Origin of the sequence: uncultured Bradyrhizobium sp., assembly GCF_936928535.1 — a bacterium.
Lineage (GTDB): Bacteria > Pseudomonadota > Alphaproteobacteria > Rhizobiales > Xanthobacteraceae > Bradyrhizobium.
Genome location: NZ_CAKZHY010000029.1, coordinates 1 through 16,130, shown reverse-complemented (window position 1 = coordinate 16,130; position 16,130 = coordinate 1). Strand labels below are relative to the sequence as shown.

Annotated in this window: 12 protein-coding genes and 2 pseudogenes; 7 read left to right on the top strand and 7 right to left on the bottom strand. The window is 63.3% G+C overall.

Annotated elements, in window-relative coordinates:
* Nucleotides 1-4 precede the first annotated feature (4 nt).
* The 6 genes from Q0687_RS03605 (at nt 5) to Q0687_RS03580 (ending at nt 6,643) form a co-directional block, all read left to right on the top strand.
* Nucleotides 5-1,264 carry a CoA transferase gene (locus tag Q0687_RS03605; protein ID WP_298872356.1) on the top strand — a complete coding sequence of 420 codons (1,260 nt, stop codon included), beginning with the start codon at nt 5-7 and terminating at the stop codon, nt 1,262-1,264.
* A gap of 68 nt (nt 1,265-1,332) precedes the next feature.
* Entirely contained in the window at nt 1,333-2,325 is a 993-nt protein-coding gene (locus Q0687_RS03600) for a tripartite tricarboxylate transporter substrate-binding protein (protein WP_298872354.1), read from the top strand.
* A 205-nt stretch (nt 2,326-2,530) separates the two neighbouring features.
* Entirely contained in the window at nt 2,531-3,013 is a 483-nt protein-coding gene (locus Q0687_RS03595; RefSeq protein WP_298872352.1) for a tripartite tricarboxylate transporter TctB family protein, read from the top strand.
* Between the two features lie 10 nt (nt 3,014-3,023).
* Entirely contained in the window at nt 3,024-4,559 is a 1,536-nt protein-coding gene (locus tag Q0687_RS03590) for a tripartite tricarboxylate transporter permease (RefSeq protein ID WP_298872349.1), read from the top strand.
* Entirely contained in the window at nt 4,556-5,560 is a 1,005-nt protein-coding gene (locus Q0687_RS03585) for a 4-hydroxythreonine-4-phosphate dehydrogenase PdxA (protein WP_298872347.1), read from the top strand. The genes Q0687_RS03590 and Q0687_RS03585 overlap by 4 nt, the downstream gene beginning before the upstream one ends.
* A gap of 90 nt (nt 5,561-5,650) precedes the next feature.
* A complete protein-coding gene (locus Q0687_RS03580; RefSeq protein ID WP_298872398.1) occupies nt 5,651-6,643 on the top strand; it encodes a L,D-transpeptidase family protein in 993 nt (330 codons plus the stop codon).
* Nucleotides 6,644-6,652: 9 nt separating this feature from the next.
* On the opposite strand, the gene Q0687_RS03575 is transcribed toward Q0687_RS03580, so the two are convergent.
* From Q0687_RS03575 to Q0687_RS03545, 7 genes and pseudogenes are all read right to left on the bottom strand, one after another.
* The gene (locus Q0687_RS03575) at nt 6,653-8,752 is read right to left on the bottom strand and encodes an adenylate/guanylate cyclase domain-containing protein (protein ID WP_298872344.1); all 2,100 of its coding nucleotides are present in this window, start codon (nt 8,750-8,752) and stop codon (nt 6,653-6,655) included.
* A 21-nt stretch (nt 8,753-8,773) separates the two neighbouring features.
* Nucleotides 8,774-9,790, bottom strand: coding sequence for a transporter (locus tag Q0687_RS03570; protein WP_298872342.1), 1,017 nt, complete (start codon nt 9,788-9,790; stop codon nt 8,774-8,776).
* A gap of 55 nt (nt 9,791-9,845) precedes the next feature.
* The gene (locus Q0687_RS03565) at nt 9,846-11,273 is read right to left on the bottom strand and encodes a DUF1254 domain-containing protein (RefSeq protein WP_298872340.1); all 1,428 of its coding nucleotides are present in this window, start codon (nt 11,271-11,273) and stop codon (nt 9,846-9,848) included.
* 23 nt (nt 11,274-11,296) lie between these two features.
* Nucleotides 11,297-12,313 carry a DUF1254 domain-containing protein gene (locus Q0687_RS03560; protein WP_298872338.1) on the bottom strand — a complete coding sequence of 339 codons (1,017 nt, stop codon included), beginning with the start codon at nt 12,311-12,313 and terminating at the stop codon, nt 11,297-11,299.
* A gap of 12 nt (nt 12,314-12,325) precedes the next feature.
* Nucleotides 12,326-12,451: pseudogene (locus Q0687_RS03555) on the bottom strand (efflux transporter periplasmic adaptor subunit); the annotation flags it as partial.
* Nucleotides 12,452-12,526: 75 nt separating this feature from the next.
* Nucleotides 12,527-13,563, bottom strand: a pseudogene (locus Q0687_RS03550) (sulfatase-like hydrolase/transferase); the annotation flags it as partial.
* A 24-nt stretch (nt 13,564-13,587) separates the two neighbouring features.
* Entirely contained in the window at nt 13,588-14,601 is a 1,014-nt protein-coding gene (locus Q0687_RS03545; protein ID WP_298872336.1) for a formylglycine-generating enzyme family protein, read from the bottom strand.
* Nucleotides 14,602-15,093: 492 nt separating this feature from the next.
* Between Q0687_RS03545 and Q0687_RS03540 the strand changes: the two genes are divergently transcribed.
* Complete coding sequence (locus Q0687_RS03540; RefSeq protein WP_298872334.1) at nt 15,094-16,080, top strand: helix-turn-helix domain-containing protein; 987 nt, start codon at nt 15,094-15,096, stop codon at nt 16,078-16,080.
* Nucleotides 16,081-16,130 lie beyond the last annotated feature (50 nt).

The following is a 16,130-nucleotide window of genomic DNA, read 5'->3' as shown; positions in this document are numbered from 1 at the left end:
CCTTATGCCAAGCGATCGATCGCAATCGACGTCACGTCGCGCAGGCCCGCTTTCCGGCCTCAAGGTCATCGACCTGACCCACGTCATGGCGGGGCCGACCTGCACCTTGATGCTCGCCGACATGGGCGCCGACGTCATCAAGATCGAGAAATGGCCTAACGGCGACGACACCCGTCATTCCGTGCCGCCGAAGATTGGCGACGAGGCCGCCTCGTTCCTGATGATGAACCGCAACAAGCGCGGCATCGTGCTGGATCTGAAGACCGACGGCGGCAAGGAGGTGCTGCGGCGGCTGATCGCTGACGCCGACGTGCTGGTGGAGAATTTTGCACCTGGCGCGATGGAACGCCTGGGGTTTGGCTACGATGAGCTGCACAAGAAATTTCCGGCGCTGATCTACTGTTCGCTGTCTGGCTTCGGCCGCACCGGCCCCTACAAGCACCGCCGCGGATTTGACCTCGTCGCGCAGGCCATGAGCGGCATCATGAGCTTTACCGGCGAACGCCCCGACGGCCCGCCGGTGAAATGCGGCCCGCCGCTGTCGGACATCACGGCCGGCCTGCTTGCGAGCATGGGCATACTCGCCGCCTACACCCATCGCCTCAAGACCGGGGAAGGGCAGTGGGTCGAGACTTCGCTCTTTGAGGCGGCGCTGGTGCAGACCTATTGGCAATCGACCATTGCGCTGGCCGCAGGCACCGCCCCGCGCGCGATGGGCTCGGCCCATCCGCTCAACGCGCCGTACCAGGCGTTCGAGGCCTCGGACGGCTGGCTGGTGGTCGGCGGCGCCAACAAGAAACACTGGCTCCTGATGCTGGAGGCGCTTGGCGCGAGCGAACTCGCCGCCGATCCGCGCTTCGTCACCGGCGCCGACCGCATGGCGAATTTGAAGCAGCTCGAGGCGGTTCTGAGCGAGCGCTTCCGGACCCGGACGCGCGCGCACTGGCTCGCGGCGCTGGACGAGAAGGGCGTTCCCTGCGGCCCCGTGCACGACATGCTGGAGGCGCTCAGCGATCCGCAGACGCTGGCGCGCGAGATGGTCGTCGAGGTCGAGCATTCCACGCTCGGCCCGGTCAAGACGATTGGGCTGCCCGTCAAATTCTCGGAGACGCCGGGCAAGGTCGCATCCGGCGCCCCTGTCTACGGCGAGCACACGCGCGAGGTGCTGGCCGAGCACGGGTTCGACGAAAAGCAAATCGAAGCGCTCGAACAAGAAGGCGCCATCGTCTCGGCCGCAAGGGAGCGCGCAGAACGCGTCGCCTGAGCGGACGTCGAGACGACTGATCAAGCAAAACTGTAAAACAAAACACAAAAAGTCAGTTGGAGGAAATCATGCGTGGGACGTCTCTCTTTCTGTTGTCCGTCAGCGCGGCCTTGCTCGCAGGCAGTGCGCCGGCGTTTGCCGCCTGGCAGCCGCAGAAGCCGATCGAGTTCGTGGCGACCGCAGGCCCTGGCGGCGGGACCGACAATCTCGCCCGCGCGGTGCAGAACATCATCACCAAATACAAGCTGACGGAGCAGCCGATCGTCGTCGTCAACAAGGGCGGCGGCAGCGGCGCGGAAGGCTATGTCTATGGCAAGGCCTCCGCCGGCGATCCCTATAAGGTGATCTTCGGCACCTCGAATGCGTGGCAGCAGCCGCTCGTCTCCAAGGTCGCCTTCAACTACACCGATCTGACCCCAATCGCGGCGATGGCGCAGGACGAGTTCCTGCTCTGGGTCAAGCAGGACGCGCCCTACAAGACGGCGGGCGACTATCTCAAGGCGGCCGCGTCAGGCGAATTCAAGATGGGCGGTGCGCAGTCCAAGGACACCGACGAGGTCCTGACGCGCATGATCGAGAAGACCGGGCACGTCAAGCTCACCTATATTCCCTTCAAGAGCGGCGCCGAGGCCGCCGTGCAGCTCGCCGGCGGGCACCTTGATTCCCACGTCAACAATCCCAGCGAGAGCCTCGGCCAGTGGCGCGGCGCCACGCAGCGTCCGCTCTGCGTCTTTAGCCCGAAGCGCTTGCCGGCCGGCCCGAAAATCACCGCCACCGAAGGCTGGAGCGATGTTCCGACCTGCGCCGAGCAGGGCCTCGATATCAAGCAGTACGAGCAGCCGCGCACGGTCTGGCTGCCCGGCAAGGTCACGCCGGAGCAGGCCGCCTACTATGTCGACCTCATGAAGAAGGTGCAGGCGACGCCCGAGTGGAAGGACTATATCGAGAAGACCTCCCAGGTCGACACGTTCCTGACCGGCGCCGAGTTCGACAAGTTCATCAAGGAAGACCTCGAACACGTGAAGCTGGTGGCAAGCGAGCAGGGCTGGCTGATCAAGTGAGGTGGGGTTGCAGCGTGCTACATACTCCGCCGTCGTCCCGGCGAACGCCGGGGCCGATACCGCGTGATCTAACGACGATCGGCGGTTGTCGTACCGAGGAACGTTTAGCACTGAGTTGTCGCCAAACTTCTGCCTGGGGTAATGGGTCACGGCGTTCGCCGGGACGACACTGAATGTTGGGGCCGCAGCTCGACTGGAGTCTTCCATGATCTCGCGACGCGCGCTCGAACTGGCGACCGCCATCCTCACTGGCGGCTTTGGTGTCGCCGTTGTGGTCCAGAGCCTGGATAACGGCATCGGCTGGTCCAGCGAGGGCGTCGATGCCGGTACGTTTCCGTTCCTGACCGGCATCATCATCGTCGCCGGAAGCCTCTACAATTTGGCGCGCGGTGTGGTGCCGGCGGGGACGCTGGCGAGTGTTCCTATTGCCATCACGTCCGTTGAGTTGCGGCGGCTGGCAGGTCTGTTCGTGCCTGCCGCGATCTTCGTTGCAGTCATCCCGCTGCTTGGCATGTACATCGCCTCGGCGGCTTACGTTTTCGCGGTGCTCGCGATCCCCCGGCATCAATCCATCGCGCGTTCGCTGATCACTGCAGCGCTAACTGCGCTCGCCCTCTACGTCGTGTTCGAGCGCATGTTCCAGGTGTCGCTGCCGCACGGCGCGCTCGCAGCAGTGCTCGGGTTCTGAGGAGCGGGCGATGGACAATCTCGCAGAGCTCTTCCACGGTTTCACCATCGCAGTCACGGTGCCGCATCTGGCCCTGATGGCCGTCGGCGTGCTGCTCGGGATTCTCGTCGGCGTGTTGCCGGGGCTGGGGGCCCCGAACGGGGTGTCGCTGCTGCTGCCGCTGACCTTCGGCATGCAACCGGTCTCGGCAATCATCCTGCTCTCCAGCATGTATTGGGGCGCGCTGTTCGGCGGCTCCGTGACCTCGATCCTGTTCAACATTCCGGGCGAGCCGTCCTCGGTGGCCACCACCTTCGATGGCTATCCGATGGCGCGGGACGGACGGCCGACCACGGCGCTCGCGACCGCCTTCGGCTCGGCGGCGTTCGGCGCGCTCGTCGGCGTCATCCTGATCACGTTCCTGGCGTCCTGGGTGGCTCAGGTCGCGCTCGCGTTCGGGCCGCCGGAATATTTCGCGGTCTATTTCCTGGCGTTTGCGAGCTTCGTCGGAATGGGCGGGGCGGCGCCGATGAAAACAGTGGTGGCGCTCGCAATCGGCTTTGCCGTCGCGGCCATCGGCATCGATACCGTCTCCGGCAGCGTCCGCCTCACCATGGGCATCGACGAGCTGGTCAAGGGCGTGAATTTCGTCGTCGCGGTCATGGGCCTGTTCGGCATCGGCGAACTCCTGGTCGCGGTCGAAGAGGAGTTTCATGCCCGAGCCGTCTCCTCCAGGATCGACTGGCGCGAGGTGTTTCGCGCGGTCGGCCGCCTGCCGCGCCACAGCGTTGCGTTGCTGCGCAGCGCTGCGATCGGCTGCTGGATGGGCATCACGCCGGGTGGACCGACCGCGGCGTCGTTCATGAGCTATGGTATCGCCCGCCGCTTCTCGCGCCGCGGACGCTACTTCGGCACCGGCGAGGTGGAGGGTATCATCTCGCCTGAGACCGCCGACCATGCCGCCGGCACCAGCGCGCTGCTGCCGATGCTTTCGCTCGGCATTCCCGGTTCCGCGACGGCGGCCGTGATGATGGGCGGGCTGATGATCTGGGGTCTCAATCCCGGTCCGATGCTGTTCGTGGACCAGAAAGACTTCGTCTGGGGCCTGATCGCCTCGATGTATGTCGGCAACATCGTCGCGGTCGTGCTGGTGCTGCTGACCGTGCCTGTGTTCGCCGCATTGATGCGAATTCCCTTCGTGGTCATCGCGCCGCTGATCGTGATCATCTGCGTCGTCGGCGCCTATTCGGTGTCGAACTCCTATCTCGACGTCGTCATGATGCTGGGCTTCGGCGTCGTCGGTTATCTCTTCAAGAAACTGTTCTATCCGCTGGCGCCGCTGGTGCTTGCCATCGTCATTGGCGACAAGGCCGAGGATGCATTCCGGCAGTCGATGCTGATGTCCAAGGGATCGCTCGGGATCTTCTTCGCCAACAAGCTCGTGACGTGCCTGGTCGTGGCCGGGATCGCATTGCTGCTGTTGCCGCTGGCCTTGCAGCTGTTCGCACGCATCTTCCGCAAGCCCAACAGCCCTCACACGACGAACCAGGAGAAGGTGATCATATGACCGGAAAGCCGCTGATTGCGCTGGCGATGGGAGATCCTGCCGGCATCAGCCCGGAGCTGACGGCAAAACTCGCGGCGCAGGACGATATCCGCGCACGGTGTCGTCTCCTGGTCATCGGCGATCGGCGCGTCTTCGAAGCCGGCGCGAAGGTCGCCGCTGTCGCGCCTGACTTGACCGGGGTGGAGCAGGGCGCCGATTTCGATGAGGTCCGGGGCGATACGCTGTTCCTCGATCTCGGCCACCTCGATCCCGCGCGGGTCGAGCGTGGCGTCGCGGCTCTAGCGGGCGGGCAGTTTGCGCTCGCCAATTACAAGCGCGCGCTCGAATTCGGCAGGGATGGCCGGGTCGATGCGGTCTGCTTCACGCCCTTCAACAAGGCGGCGATGCGACTGGCGCGCGCGGACTATGACGACGAGATCGCCTTCTCCGCGGAGGTGGTCGGGCTGAGCACGCCCGCCAGTGAATTCAACGTGCTCGGTGAACTCTGGAACGCGCGCGTCACCTCGCACATTCCGCTGAAGGACGTCGCCGCAAAACTCACCAGCGAACGCATCCAGCGCGCGCTGAAGCTGACCGATGCCTGCATGCGCAATGCCGGCTTCGAGCGGCCGCGCATTGCGGTGGCAGGGCTCAATCCGCACGCCGGCGATGGCGGCAATTTCGGCCGCGAGGAGATCGATGTCATCGCGCCGGTGGTGGAAGCCGGCCGACGCGACGGCATTGCCGTTGACGGCCCGTTTCCGGCCGACACCGTGTTCCTGCGCGCCAAGGCCGGCGCCTTCGATGCGGTGCTGACGATGTATCACGACCAGGGCCAGATCGCGATGAAGCTGATGGGGTTCAATCGCGGCGTGACTCTGCTCGGTGGCTTTCCGTTTCCGATCTGCACGCCCGCGCACGGCACCGCCTACGATATCGCAGGCCAAGGCGTCGCATCGACAGGCGCGAGCCGCGCCGCGGTGCTGCTCGCGGCCGAGATGGCCGCGCGGCGCATCGCCTGACCGGTCACAGGAAAAACTGGAAACTTCCGCCGTCGCGCCGCGTTGCTTATCCGACGAATGTCTCCACGTCGGAGCTTGAACATGGCGGCAATGAGGATCGCTTTCGCTGTCGCGCTCGTCGTGCTGACGGCTGCGCCCGTACTCGCCGCCGGGATGGATGCGGCTTCGATCGCGTCCGCCGAGCCTTCGAAGAAGGGTCTCTCACGCGAGAAGCCGACCCCGGCTGGAGTGCGTCTCCAGGTTCTGCTGGACAGAGCGCATTTTTCGCCGGGCGAGATTGACGGCAAATTCGGGGAGAATGCCAGGAAGGCGCTTCGCGCCTTTGCAGAAGCGCGGCAGCTGCCGAGCTCGGATGAAATGACAGATGATGTCTGGAAGGCCCTCCAGGCCGACGGCCGGCCATTGACGACGACCTACACCGTCACGGACAGGGACGTCGCTGGCCCGTTCCTGCACAAGCTGCCGTCGAAAATGGAGGCGATGAAGGATATCCCTCATCTCGGCTACACCAGTCCGCGCGAAGAACTGGCCGAGAAGTTTCACATGAGCGAGCAACTGCTGACGACGCTCAATCCCGGACGCCACTTCGACCGTGCCGGCGAGACCATCACCGTGGTGGATACAAGCGGGCAGGATGCGCCTGCCAAGGCCGACCGGGTGGAGATCGACAAGGCCAGGCAGAGCGTCAAGCTGTACGACAAGTCCAACGCGCTGATCGGCTTCTATCCCGCGAGCGTCGGCAGTGAGGAGAAGCCGTCGCCGTCAGGGACGCTGAAGGTCACCGAGATCGATCCAAACCCGATCTACCGCTACAATCCCGCCTATCATTTCAAGGGCGTTCGTTCGCGCAGACCCTTCACGATCAGGCCCGGGCCGAACAATCCGGTCGGCACGATGTGGATCAACCTGTCCGCCGACGGCTACGGCATTCACGGCACGCCGTCTCCGCAGAACATCTCCAAGGCGCAGTCCCATGGCTGCGTTCGCCTGACCAATTGGGACGCCGAGCGCGTCGCTGCCAGCGTCGCCAAAGGCACGCCGGTGGTGTTTACCGACGGAGGCTCGTCGACCGCTTCCAGGTAAGATGCCGCGTCATGCCGTCGCTCCCGCGCCCCGGGCGGCGTTACGGAACCGCGTCGCGTGAAACTGCGCGATGCTGTCCCTGGGGTGGTCGTGCAGGAAGCCGGAAAGCCGGACCAGAGTCGTGTCTGCCGAACCGTCCTGCGCGATCGCCGCAAACACCTCGTCCCAGCGCTGGCACATGATGATCTCGGCCTCGCCCGCGAGCGCCAGCTCGCCGCGCAGCTCGCTGACCTCGATCGGCTCGGCAAAGCCCTTCGGGGTGATGCTGTCGACGCTGCGGAACAGGAACGCGTGTCCGGCCCGTGCGCGCACGGCGGCGCTGACCAACACGCGCGTGCCGTAGCTCTTGTTGAGGCCTTCCAGCCGCGAGGCAAGGTTCACGGTGGCACCGAGCGCGGTGTAGTTCATCCGGTCGCTGGAGCCGACATTGCCGACCACGGCGTCGCCGACATGCAGGCCGTAGCGGGTGTCGTAAGGCGGCCAGCCCTCGCGCCGGAACTCCTTGTTCAGTGCGTCGTTCGCCGCAAGGCACGCAAGAACGGCGCGGCAGGCATTGACGGTGTGATCGGGATCATCCGCCGGCGCATTCCAGAGCGCCATCACGGCATCGCCGATAAATTTGTCGACCGTGCCCTGGTGCCGCATGATCTCATCGGAGAGAACGGCGAAATAGCGCGAGGTGTAGATCATCACCTGCGACGGGTCGGCCCGTTCGGTCTTGGCCGTGAAGTCGGCAACATCGGTAAATAGAACCGTGACCTCGCGCCTGGTCCCGCCGAGACGGAGCGACGAGCCGGTCTCAATCAGCTGCCGCACGATGGGTCGCGGGATGAAACTGGCAAAGCTGCTGACCACGCTGCGCATGGTGAAGACCGAGCGGCCGAGCTCCTCGATCTCGGCGATGACGGAGTGGACGCGCGGCCGCTCGGCGATGTCAAAGCGCTGGATCGCGTCGGTCTCCTCGACCAGCTTGCGCAGCGGCTCCGCCATCCGCGATCCCAGCCAGAATGCGAAGGGCAGCGTGGCGCCCACGAAAGCCAGTGCCAGCGCGAACAGCGTGCGCCGCTCCCGGATGATGCGCGCGTAGAACTCGTCGAGGGGCGCGACGATGGCAAGGCGGACATCGGCCGAGCCTGTCGTCTTCAGGCGATGCATCGCTGCGACATGGGTTCGTCCCGTGTCGTCGGCGAAGAATTGCTGGGCCGGTCCTTGCTCCTGCCAGGAGCGGACGATCGGCTCGAATCCTGGCCATTTCAGCGCCGCGATCTGTGGCAGGTCGTGACGCCCAGGCGTGCCGGTCACCAGCCGGCTCATCTCGGGGTGGGCGACGATCTGCCCGGACTCGTTGAACAGGAACGCGACGCCGGATTGCCCGAGCTTCTGCTGCACCAGCATGTCCTCGAACCGGTTCAAAAGCACGTCGCCGGCCACCACGCCGCGCCGTCCTTGCTTGAGCGGCGTTCGCAACGTGTAGCCCGGCTCTTCGGTCGCATAAAAGATATAGGGGCCGGTCAGCAGCGTCTTGTCGTTTCGGAAGGCCTCGACATACCAGGGGCGGGTCCGTGGATCGTAATCGTTGGGACCGGCCACCTGCGTGACCACGACGAGGTCTTCGGACAGAAACCGCGTCACCGGGTCGCTACCCCGGGCGCGCGAAATGACGACCAGGCGGAACGTCACCTGCGGGTCGACCTTCAGGTTCGCCCTGAACGCCGCTTTGGCGCGGTCGATCACGTCCATCTCGATGAACGAGCCGTCCTCATAGCCGACATAAAGATTGAACAGCTGCGGGTTGTTGCGCAGCATCGCCGCCATCAGGCTGTACAGCCGCGTATTGTCGGCGATGTCGGCCTCCTGGATCGACGGCAGGCCCGAGAGGATGTCGAGATTGTTGCGGACATTCTTGAATTGCTCGTCGACGTGATCGGCACCCAGCTGCGCCACCTTCTCGATGAAGCCGCTTGCCGCGGTCCGCGTGATCGTCGTCACGCGCTCGAAGCTGATATAGACCAAGGTCAGACCGACGAGCAGTACGACGCCCAAGAACACCGTGATGATCGATGTCTGGAAGCCGATGCGAAAGACGCGCCGGGTGTTCTCCCGGGTCATTGGAGCTCCATCAGCGCTCTCCTAGTATTTCCTGACGGTTGGCTTCGCCGATGCCGGCTCCGGCGCGGCCGGCGAGAGCGAGAAGGTGACCCAGCCGGTCCAGCTCTTGGGGCGATTCTCGGTCTCGAGATCCGTGTAGGCCCTGAGGTTGAGGTAGCCCTGGTAGCCATTGTTCATCGGGATGATGAAGCCGATCTGAGGGCCAATGCCGACCGACATGCCGCGGAAGCCGCCGAGCTTGGCACCCGATCCGCTGTCGTCCGTGAGCTGCTGGAAGTAATAGCCGGCGAGGCCGACATGAATGGTCTTGGTGATGAACTGCGAGGCGGCCCAGTCGACGTGAAAGTCGACGCCGTTCTGGTACTGCAGCGCGCCATTCATGAAATTGTAGGTGAAGCCGCTGACGACGGAGAATTCGTGCCCGGTCGTCAGATCGAGATAGGTATAGCCGGCGCCGGCATCGATGGCAGGGAAACCGAAACTCAAATTGGCGAGGCGGGTCGAGTCATAGGTGCCGCTCGGAATGTTGCCGGTGACGTAGACCATCTCGTTGTGGACGCCCTGGTTCCACTTCAGCGTGCCCTGGTAGAACAGGTCGGTCAGGGTGGTGCGGTTGTCGGACGCGCTGCCCGAGATGGTGTTGCCCCTTGGACCGGTCAGCGTCGCGTCGATGCCGACGCCGATATTGCCGGGCGCGGCTAACAGGGTGAACGCGGCCTGGCCGCCGAGGACCGGCATCGGCGAGGTGTAGGTCAGGCCCTGCACCAGCACGTCGGCGTGCGCGTTGAGGCCGGCGGTCACTGAGCCCGGAATGCCGCCGCTGGTGACGAAGTTCTGCCCGCCGCCGGCTTTCTCGTTGAGATGGATGTAGATCGTCGAATAGGCCCATCCCGGCGTCACCGGCACGGCGGCAAGGCTGCCGAAGATGCCCGGAAGCCAGAAGCTGACACCGCCGGAATCGGCGAGAGCAGGCTGGGCGGCAAGGCTCGTCATCGCCAGTGCGGTTGCGAGGGCTGCCGTTCGAGATTGTCCCGTCATGTCACGTCTCCTTGGTCCCGCCGTATCGTCCACCCGAACAACTCGCGCGGCGCCGTTACTTCGTCGCCCCTCCAACCGTCGTGGCCGTCCGCTCGACATCGGGCAGTTTCCAGCTGTGATCGAACAGCGGCTTCTCCGGCCCATAAAGCCTGAACAGCAATTCGAATTTGCGGGCGGGGTCAGTCGGAACCCAATTGGCCTCCTGGCCATCGGGCGCCTTCGGTCCGAAATAGATGTCGACCGAGCCATCGGCATTCTTCTGGAGGCCCGGGCTGATCGAGGCGCGGCTGGCGCTGGGCATGTTGCGCACCAGCGCATGCGTCTCGCGGTCATAGACGGTCGCCGACCAGTAATTGCGGACCGGCGCATTGGCCGGCACGGTCAGGCGATAGGTCACGTTGCCGTCGAACGGCTGGCCATCCTTGTCCTTGTTCGCCATCAGATAGTACTGGGTGGCGCCGAGCCGCTTGATGCCGGTGAAACCGAGCGTGTAGGTCACGCCACGCGCATCGACCGGATATGAGTTCGGATCGGAATATCCACCGCTTGCCGCTTTCACCATCTCCGCTATCGCTGCCGGGAACCAGCGGATGCCTGGATTGATGGGTGGAAATCCTGCGTCATAGATCTGCGCCAGGATCGCGTGGCCCTCGCTTGCCGCCTGGTCCAGCAGCGCGACTGTCTTCGGATCCGGATCGAAAGGCTTGCCCTTTTCGATGCCTATCGACCGTAGCTGGTCGATCATCGCGCGGTCGCGATCGAGCCAGGGTTCGCTCTGCACGACATGGTCGAGGCTGCGATAGAAGCTGGAATCGTATCGAATGGTGGAGTCGTACAGGACGTCATAGGCATCGGTGAAATTGGTGGGCGGCGGTGCGTTCGCACTCGACAGGGGATAGATCTTGATCCGCTTGCCATAGCCGACCGATTTGGCGACGTCGGCGTCGGCATGGCTGGCGAGATTGGACCGCAGCAGCGCGAAGCCGCTGAAGGTGTCTGACTGAAGCGGGATGTAGCCTGCGGGCACCTCGCCCTTGTAGCCGGGCGGCAGGATCAGATACTTGCCGCCCTGGCCCTTGTCGGCACCTTCGGGGCCGGCGTCCTCCAGCGGCATCTGCCAGGCGGTCACGATATTTCCGGCAATGGAGCCGCCCTGGGCCGGCGGGATCTCGATCACGATCGGCCCATCCGTCACGTTCCAGAACGACATGAAGTAGATCGAGTCCGGATTGGGCGTCAGCGTCTGGTTCTTCCAGTTCACGGGCTTCGACCAGTAGAGGATCTCGTTGACCTTGGCCTTGGTGCTTCCGAGCATGGCCTGAAGCATCAGATCGGTGTTCACCGCAGGCATCGCCCAGATCATCGCCTCGACCGCGCGGCGATGGACCTGGCGGGCCGCAAGGTCGTCCGGAGAGGGGGCCTGCGCCCGGGCGCCTGCCGTCGTCAGCATCAGCGCAAGGGCGCCAGCGATTGCGTGTCTCATCGCGATCTCCATTGGCTCATCACTCAGCTTGCCGGCTGCGGCTCAGGGAATGTCCACTTTCCGTTCAGGATCTCTTCGCGGGGCCGATAGAGCCGCACCGTGTAGTTCCAGCCTTTTGTCACCGGCAGGCAATTCGGGGTCTTGCCATCGCATCCGCCGAACTGGACCGCGACCGATCCGTCGGCCGATTTTTTTGCCGTGATGTTGTTGAGCGAGTACGCGCCGAGGTCGTTCTTCGGGAAGTAGCCTTCGCGGTTGTAGACGCTGATCGACCAGAATGCGTCGACGGGGACATCGGCGGGGACGACAAGCCTGTAAACCGCGCCGCTGTCATTCTCCGGAGGCGCGTAGCTGAGATAGCTTGCGTCCCTGTCCGGATTGCCGCCCCAGCCGGCGGCGGTACCGATCAAATGCCTGACGGGATCGACCTCGCCCTTGGGGCCAAACGCGTTCTTGAATCCATTGGTGTGGGCTGCGAGCGCCAGCAACGCATCTCGCACCTGCTTCTGACTTGCCTGATCCCAGTTCGGGGTCTCGAATTGTCCGGAAGTCGACTGCTCAGCCTTGATTGCATCTTGCAAGGCATGGACCTGATCGAGGTCTTTCGGGTCAGCTGGATCAACCAGCGTCCTGATCGCGACGGAGACGTAGCGCGTCCCGACGGTTTCCGCGGTCAGCGTCCGAGATCCCGGCCCATAGAAGACGGCCGGCACGTAGTGGTCTTCGTTGATGATCTGCATTGACATGAAGCGCTTGCCCGCGTCGGGCATCGTGATGGTTACTGGCCCCGCCGCGAGATCGAACACAGCGTTCGAATAGAGCGTGTCGCGGTTCATGCGGATGACCATTTGATGGTCGATGTCGACAGGTGCGCGAATATGAAGAAATTTGCCGATCCCGGCATCCTTTACCGTGCGGTTCATGTAGAGGTCAGTCTCGGCACGCGCGAAATTGTCGACCGTCACGGCGACGGAAGACTGGGCTCCAGCCGGTGAAGTTCCCAGCAGAGCAATCAATACGATCAGAGAGACTCGTTTCATGCCATTTCTCCCTCAAAACGGATTGACGTAGTTCAGGATTGCGAGCCGGCGCAGGATCACACGGCGGACGACGTGGATCGGCTTGACGTGGTCGGTGTAGATCGCGGCCGTTCCGGTGCTGCCGGCGGGCAGACGCGACCATCCCGATCGCGCTGGCAATCAGGATCACCAGCACGATCCAGGCGAAGATGTCGAAGCCGCTCATGACGGCCATCCTCGGTCGGTCGTCACCGTACGACCGTGTCGTTCGTGATGCCGAGATCGTCGAGAGTCTTGAGGACCGTGCCGACGGTTGCATCGTGCTCGATCATGCCATCGGCATATTCCGTGCGCGAGGTCAGTCCGGGCTTGTCGCGATGCTCGGGCCGCACATGGGTGCGGAAGTGCATGCGGGTGGAATTGAACCAGCAGAAGAACGGCGTGCTCGTCTGGACCTGCCGGTTGATGAAATCGATGGCAGCTGAGGACGTCTCGTCGTCGACCGTCTCCATCCGCTTCTTTGTCAAGGGACCGGTATCCTCGATAGTCTGTTTGCCAACGCGGCCGAAGCGCGGATGCTCGGTCGGATCGTCGCGATCGGTGGCCTTGCAGCGCAGGACGCCACGCGGGCCGAATTTCTCCAGGAAGCCGGGATCGCGCGGATAGAACCGATTCTCCGGGTCTTCTTCGGCGTTGAGGTGGTACAGATTGCCACAGAACTCATCGAAGCCATGGACGGTCGGCAGATACTCGTTGCGATCGCCGAGATGGTTCTTGCCGAACTGGCCCGTCGCGTAGCCCAGCGGCTTGAGCAGTTCGGCGATGGTCACGTCGCGGGCCTGCAGGCCGACCGTCGCACCGGGAATGCCGACCTTGGACAATCCCGTGCGCAAAGTGCATTGGCCGGTGATGAAGCATGATCGCCCGGCCGTGCAGCTTTGCTCGGCATAGTAGTCGGTGAACATCATGCCTTCCTTGGCGAGGCGGTCGATGTTCGGGGTGCGATAGCCCATCAGGCCGAAGGAATAGGCAGAGACATTGGTCTGGCCGATGTCGTCACCGAAGATAACGAGGATGTTTGGCTTTCTGCCGCCGGGGGTGGGGGCGGAGCTTGCAGCCGGGCCCGGCGAAGCGTTCTGCACTTGGGCCAGCGCCTCGGACGTCAGCGTCGCTGCAGCGACGATAGAAGACGTTCCTAGCAGGAGATTCCGGCGATTGATCGACTTGTCAGCCTCGGACTGGTTGTTGTTGTTCTCCAACTCGCTGCTCATGCGATACTCCCTTATTGTAGCAGATTATGTTGCGGCTGATCCTTTTGGCTTGTGGTGAATGTTGAAAGGCATGCGTGCGACGCATCGGAAGCCGACATGGCTGGTCGAGGTGTCAACCGGCTCGGCATGCCGTGCGGCCGGCCGGTAGCGGCGGCAATAATTGGGTGCGCATAAATGCGAGCCGCCCTTCAGGACTTTGCGGGGAATCCTGATATCGGGGAGGCGAGGGCCATAGCTGGCGTCCTCGATGCCGCCGCGCGGATTATTTGGGATACAGCAGGGCTTTGTGGTGTCGGCTGCGTGCCTCGCCGACCACCAGTCGGACGTCCATTCCCAGACGTTGCCGATCATGTCGTAGAGGCCGTAGCCGTTCGGCGGGAAGGCCATGACCGGCGAGGTACGCTCGAACCCATCCTCGCCGAGATTCTGGACAGGGAAATTGCCCTGCCAGACATTGGCCATGTGCTTGCCGCCGGGCATCAGTGCGTCGCCCCACGCGAACTCTTCACCGTCAAGGCCGCCGCGCGCGGCGAACTCCCATTCCGCCTCTGTCGGCAAGTCCTTGCCGGCCCAGCGGGCATAGGCTGCTGCATCGCTGTAGGAGACGTGAACGACCGGATGATCGTCGAGATCTTTGATATTGCTGCCGGGGCCATAGGGATGGCGCCAGCTGGCACCACGCGTGAACGACCACCATTGGCTCCAGTCGCTTAGATCGGTGATAACAGGCAGCGGTGAGAACACCAGCGAGCCCGCGTAGAGCATCTCCTTCAGCGCGCCAGGGTAGTCCTTTGCATCGGGAACGATTTGCGCCTCGGTGACATGGCCTGTTGCGTTGACGAATTGCTTGAACTGCCTGTTCGTCACAGGCGTGCGATCCATCCAGAAGCCGTCGACGGAGACGCGATGGCTCGGCGCCTCCTCGGGATAGTGATGGTCCGACCCCATGCGGAAGGTCCCGCCCGGAATGAAGACCATCTCGCCGGTCTTCGCATCATCCGGCAACCATTCGCAGTGATCCAGATCGGCGCGCAGCATGGTGGACACTCCAATACGCGTATTCCACCGGACGCTACGGCAAGTCCTTCGACGGACGACGGCAGATTCCCCGATAAATTGGACGCATTATCTGGTCCCCTTTTTTTGGCGCTTGGCGAGACGAAGGCGCGTCATTGCGTCAACATCCCTTTCCTGTGCGCGCACGCATTCCAGCACACGGCACATCTCCGCCGTGTGCACTCTGCCAGCAGAGCGCTGTTGCCTGATATCGCTAAGGTTGAAAAAGGTATCTGAAGATTGGCAAGCTGTGATGTGCAGATTGTGCCAGTATTTGTCAGGAGTGGGTGAGACTGAATGACCCATCTAGGAAAATCGCTGAATCTGCAGCGCGAACTGCTGCTTACCTGTCGTCAAATGCAGTTTTGATTTTCATTAAAACGCGGAATCCCTTTGTTGCACGGCTTCGCGTTATGGTGGTAGGCCGTTGCTGCCTGCCCCAGAATTGTCGCGCTTCAGTAACAGGGTACAGCCATGGGGCAATTCCTTCTGGTTGATTCGCGAAACCTGGACGGTTTTGAGGGACTTCAGCAGGCCGTTCACGGGTCGCATGTCGATGTGATGCAGCTGGGTCGCGGGCGGCTGCGCGGGACGTTATCCCATGTCGGCATCGGCGACTTCTCGCTCAGCATCGGCACCTTCAACGTCGGCATGCGCACGCAGCGTGTCGCCAGCGACGACAAGCTGATCATCGGGATGCTGCTCGCGGCCGAGGAACGCGTCGCGCACTGGTCGTTCGACATGCAGTTGAACGATGTGCTCGTCATTCCGCCGCTGCTCGAGCACGACGGCGTTTTTCACGGAGCATCCGCCTACGCTGCAATGCGCCTCAATCTCAATGACGTTGCATCTCTTTTCGGCGGCGAAGCGAGGCTCAGTGATCCCGATACCTGGCGCAGCCGTGGTCATTTCAGGGCGGATACCGCCAATGGCGCGATTGCGACGTGTCGTCTTGTCGGCATCATGTCCCATCTGCGCATCAACGGGTTGGGCCTGACGCCATCGACCGCCGAATACTGGCGACGGTCGATCGCCGAATGTATGGCGATCAACGTCATGTCGTCGCTTCCTCCCGATGACAGGGGCTGGCTGCCGTCAGCGCGGCGGCTGATCCGCAGGGTCGAGGATTATCTCGGGACAACGGGCAACCGCCCGTTGCATGTGTCGGAGATCTGCGCCGCACTGGGCGTGTCGCGGCGCACCTTGCATCGCGCCTTTCAGGAGGTGTTCGGCCTCGGCCCGGTCAGCTTCCTCAGGCACAAGCGTCTTTGCACGGTGCATTCCATCCTGCGCGAAAGCGCGCCTGGCTCGACCACCGTGTCCGCCGTCGCGATGGAGCAGGGGTTTTATGAGCTCGGCCGGTTCGCGCAGTATTATCTGGCGATGTTCGGGGAGCGGCCGTCAGAGACGCTCGGTGGGGTGACCTCGCAGACGACCGGAGAGCGCGTCGCCCCGATCTAAAGCGGGATGGGGTTAGTCTGAATCGACTTGGGATTCCCAAATCAGTGCAT

What these genes read in the sequence shown, in the direction of transcription:
- Q0687_RS03580 (WP_298872398.1), top strand. Translation starts at nt 5,651, where the DNA reads ATGAGGATCGCTTTCGCTGTCGCGCTCGTCGTGCTGACGGCTGCGCCC.
- Q0687_RS03545 (WP_298872336.1), bottom strand. Translation starts at nt 14,601, where the DNA reads ATGCTGCGCGCCGATCTGGATCACTGCGAATGGTTGCCGGATGATGCG.
- Q0687_RS03560 (WP_298872338.1), bottom strand. Translation starts at nt 12,313, where the DNA reads ATGAAACGAGTCTCTCTGATCGTATTGATTGCTCTGCTGGGAACTTCA.
- Q0687_RS03575 (WP_298872344.1), bottom strand. Translation starts at nt 8,752, where the DNA reads ATGACCCGGGAGAACACCCGGCGCGTCTTTCGCATCGGCTTCCAGACA.
- Q0687_RS03570 (WP_298872342.1), bottom strand. Translation starts at nt 9,790, where the DNA reads ATGACGGGACAATCTCGAACGGCAGCCCTCGCAACCGCACTGGCGATG.
- Q0687_RS03605 (WP_298872356.1), top strand. Translation starts at nt 5, where the DNA reads ATGCCAAGCGATCGATCGCAATCGACGTCACGTCGCGCAGGCCCGCTT.
- Q0687_RS03565 (WP_298872340.1), bottom strand. Translation starts at nt 11,273, where the DNA reads ATGAGACACGCAATCGCTGGCGCCCTTGCGCTGATGCTGACGACGGCA.
- Q0687_RS03585 (WP_298872347.1), top strand. Translation starts at nt 4,556, where the DNA reads ATGACCGGAAAGCCGCTGATTGCGCTGGCGATGGGAGATCCTGCCGGC.
- Q0687_RS03590 (WP_298872349.1), top strand. Translation starts at nt 3,024, where the DNA reads ATGGACAATCTCGCAGAGCTCTTCCACGGTTTCACCATCGCAGTCACG.
- Q0687_RS03540 (WP_298872334.1), top strand. Translation starts at nt 15,094, where the DNA reads ATGGGGCAATTCCTTCTGGTTGATTCGCGAAACCTGGACGGTTTTGAG.
- Q0687_RS03600 (WP_298872354.1), top strand. Translation starts at nt 1,333, where the DNA reads ATGCGTGGGACGTCTCTCTTTCTGTTGTCCGTCAGCGCGGCCTTGCTC.
- Q0687_RS03595 (WP_298872352.1), top strand. Translation starts at nt 2,531, where the DNA reads ATGATCTCGCGACGCGCGCTCGAACTGGCGACCGCCATCCTCACTGGC.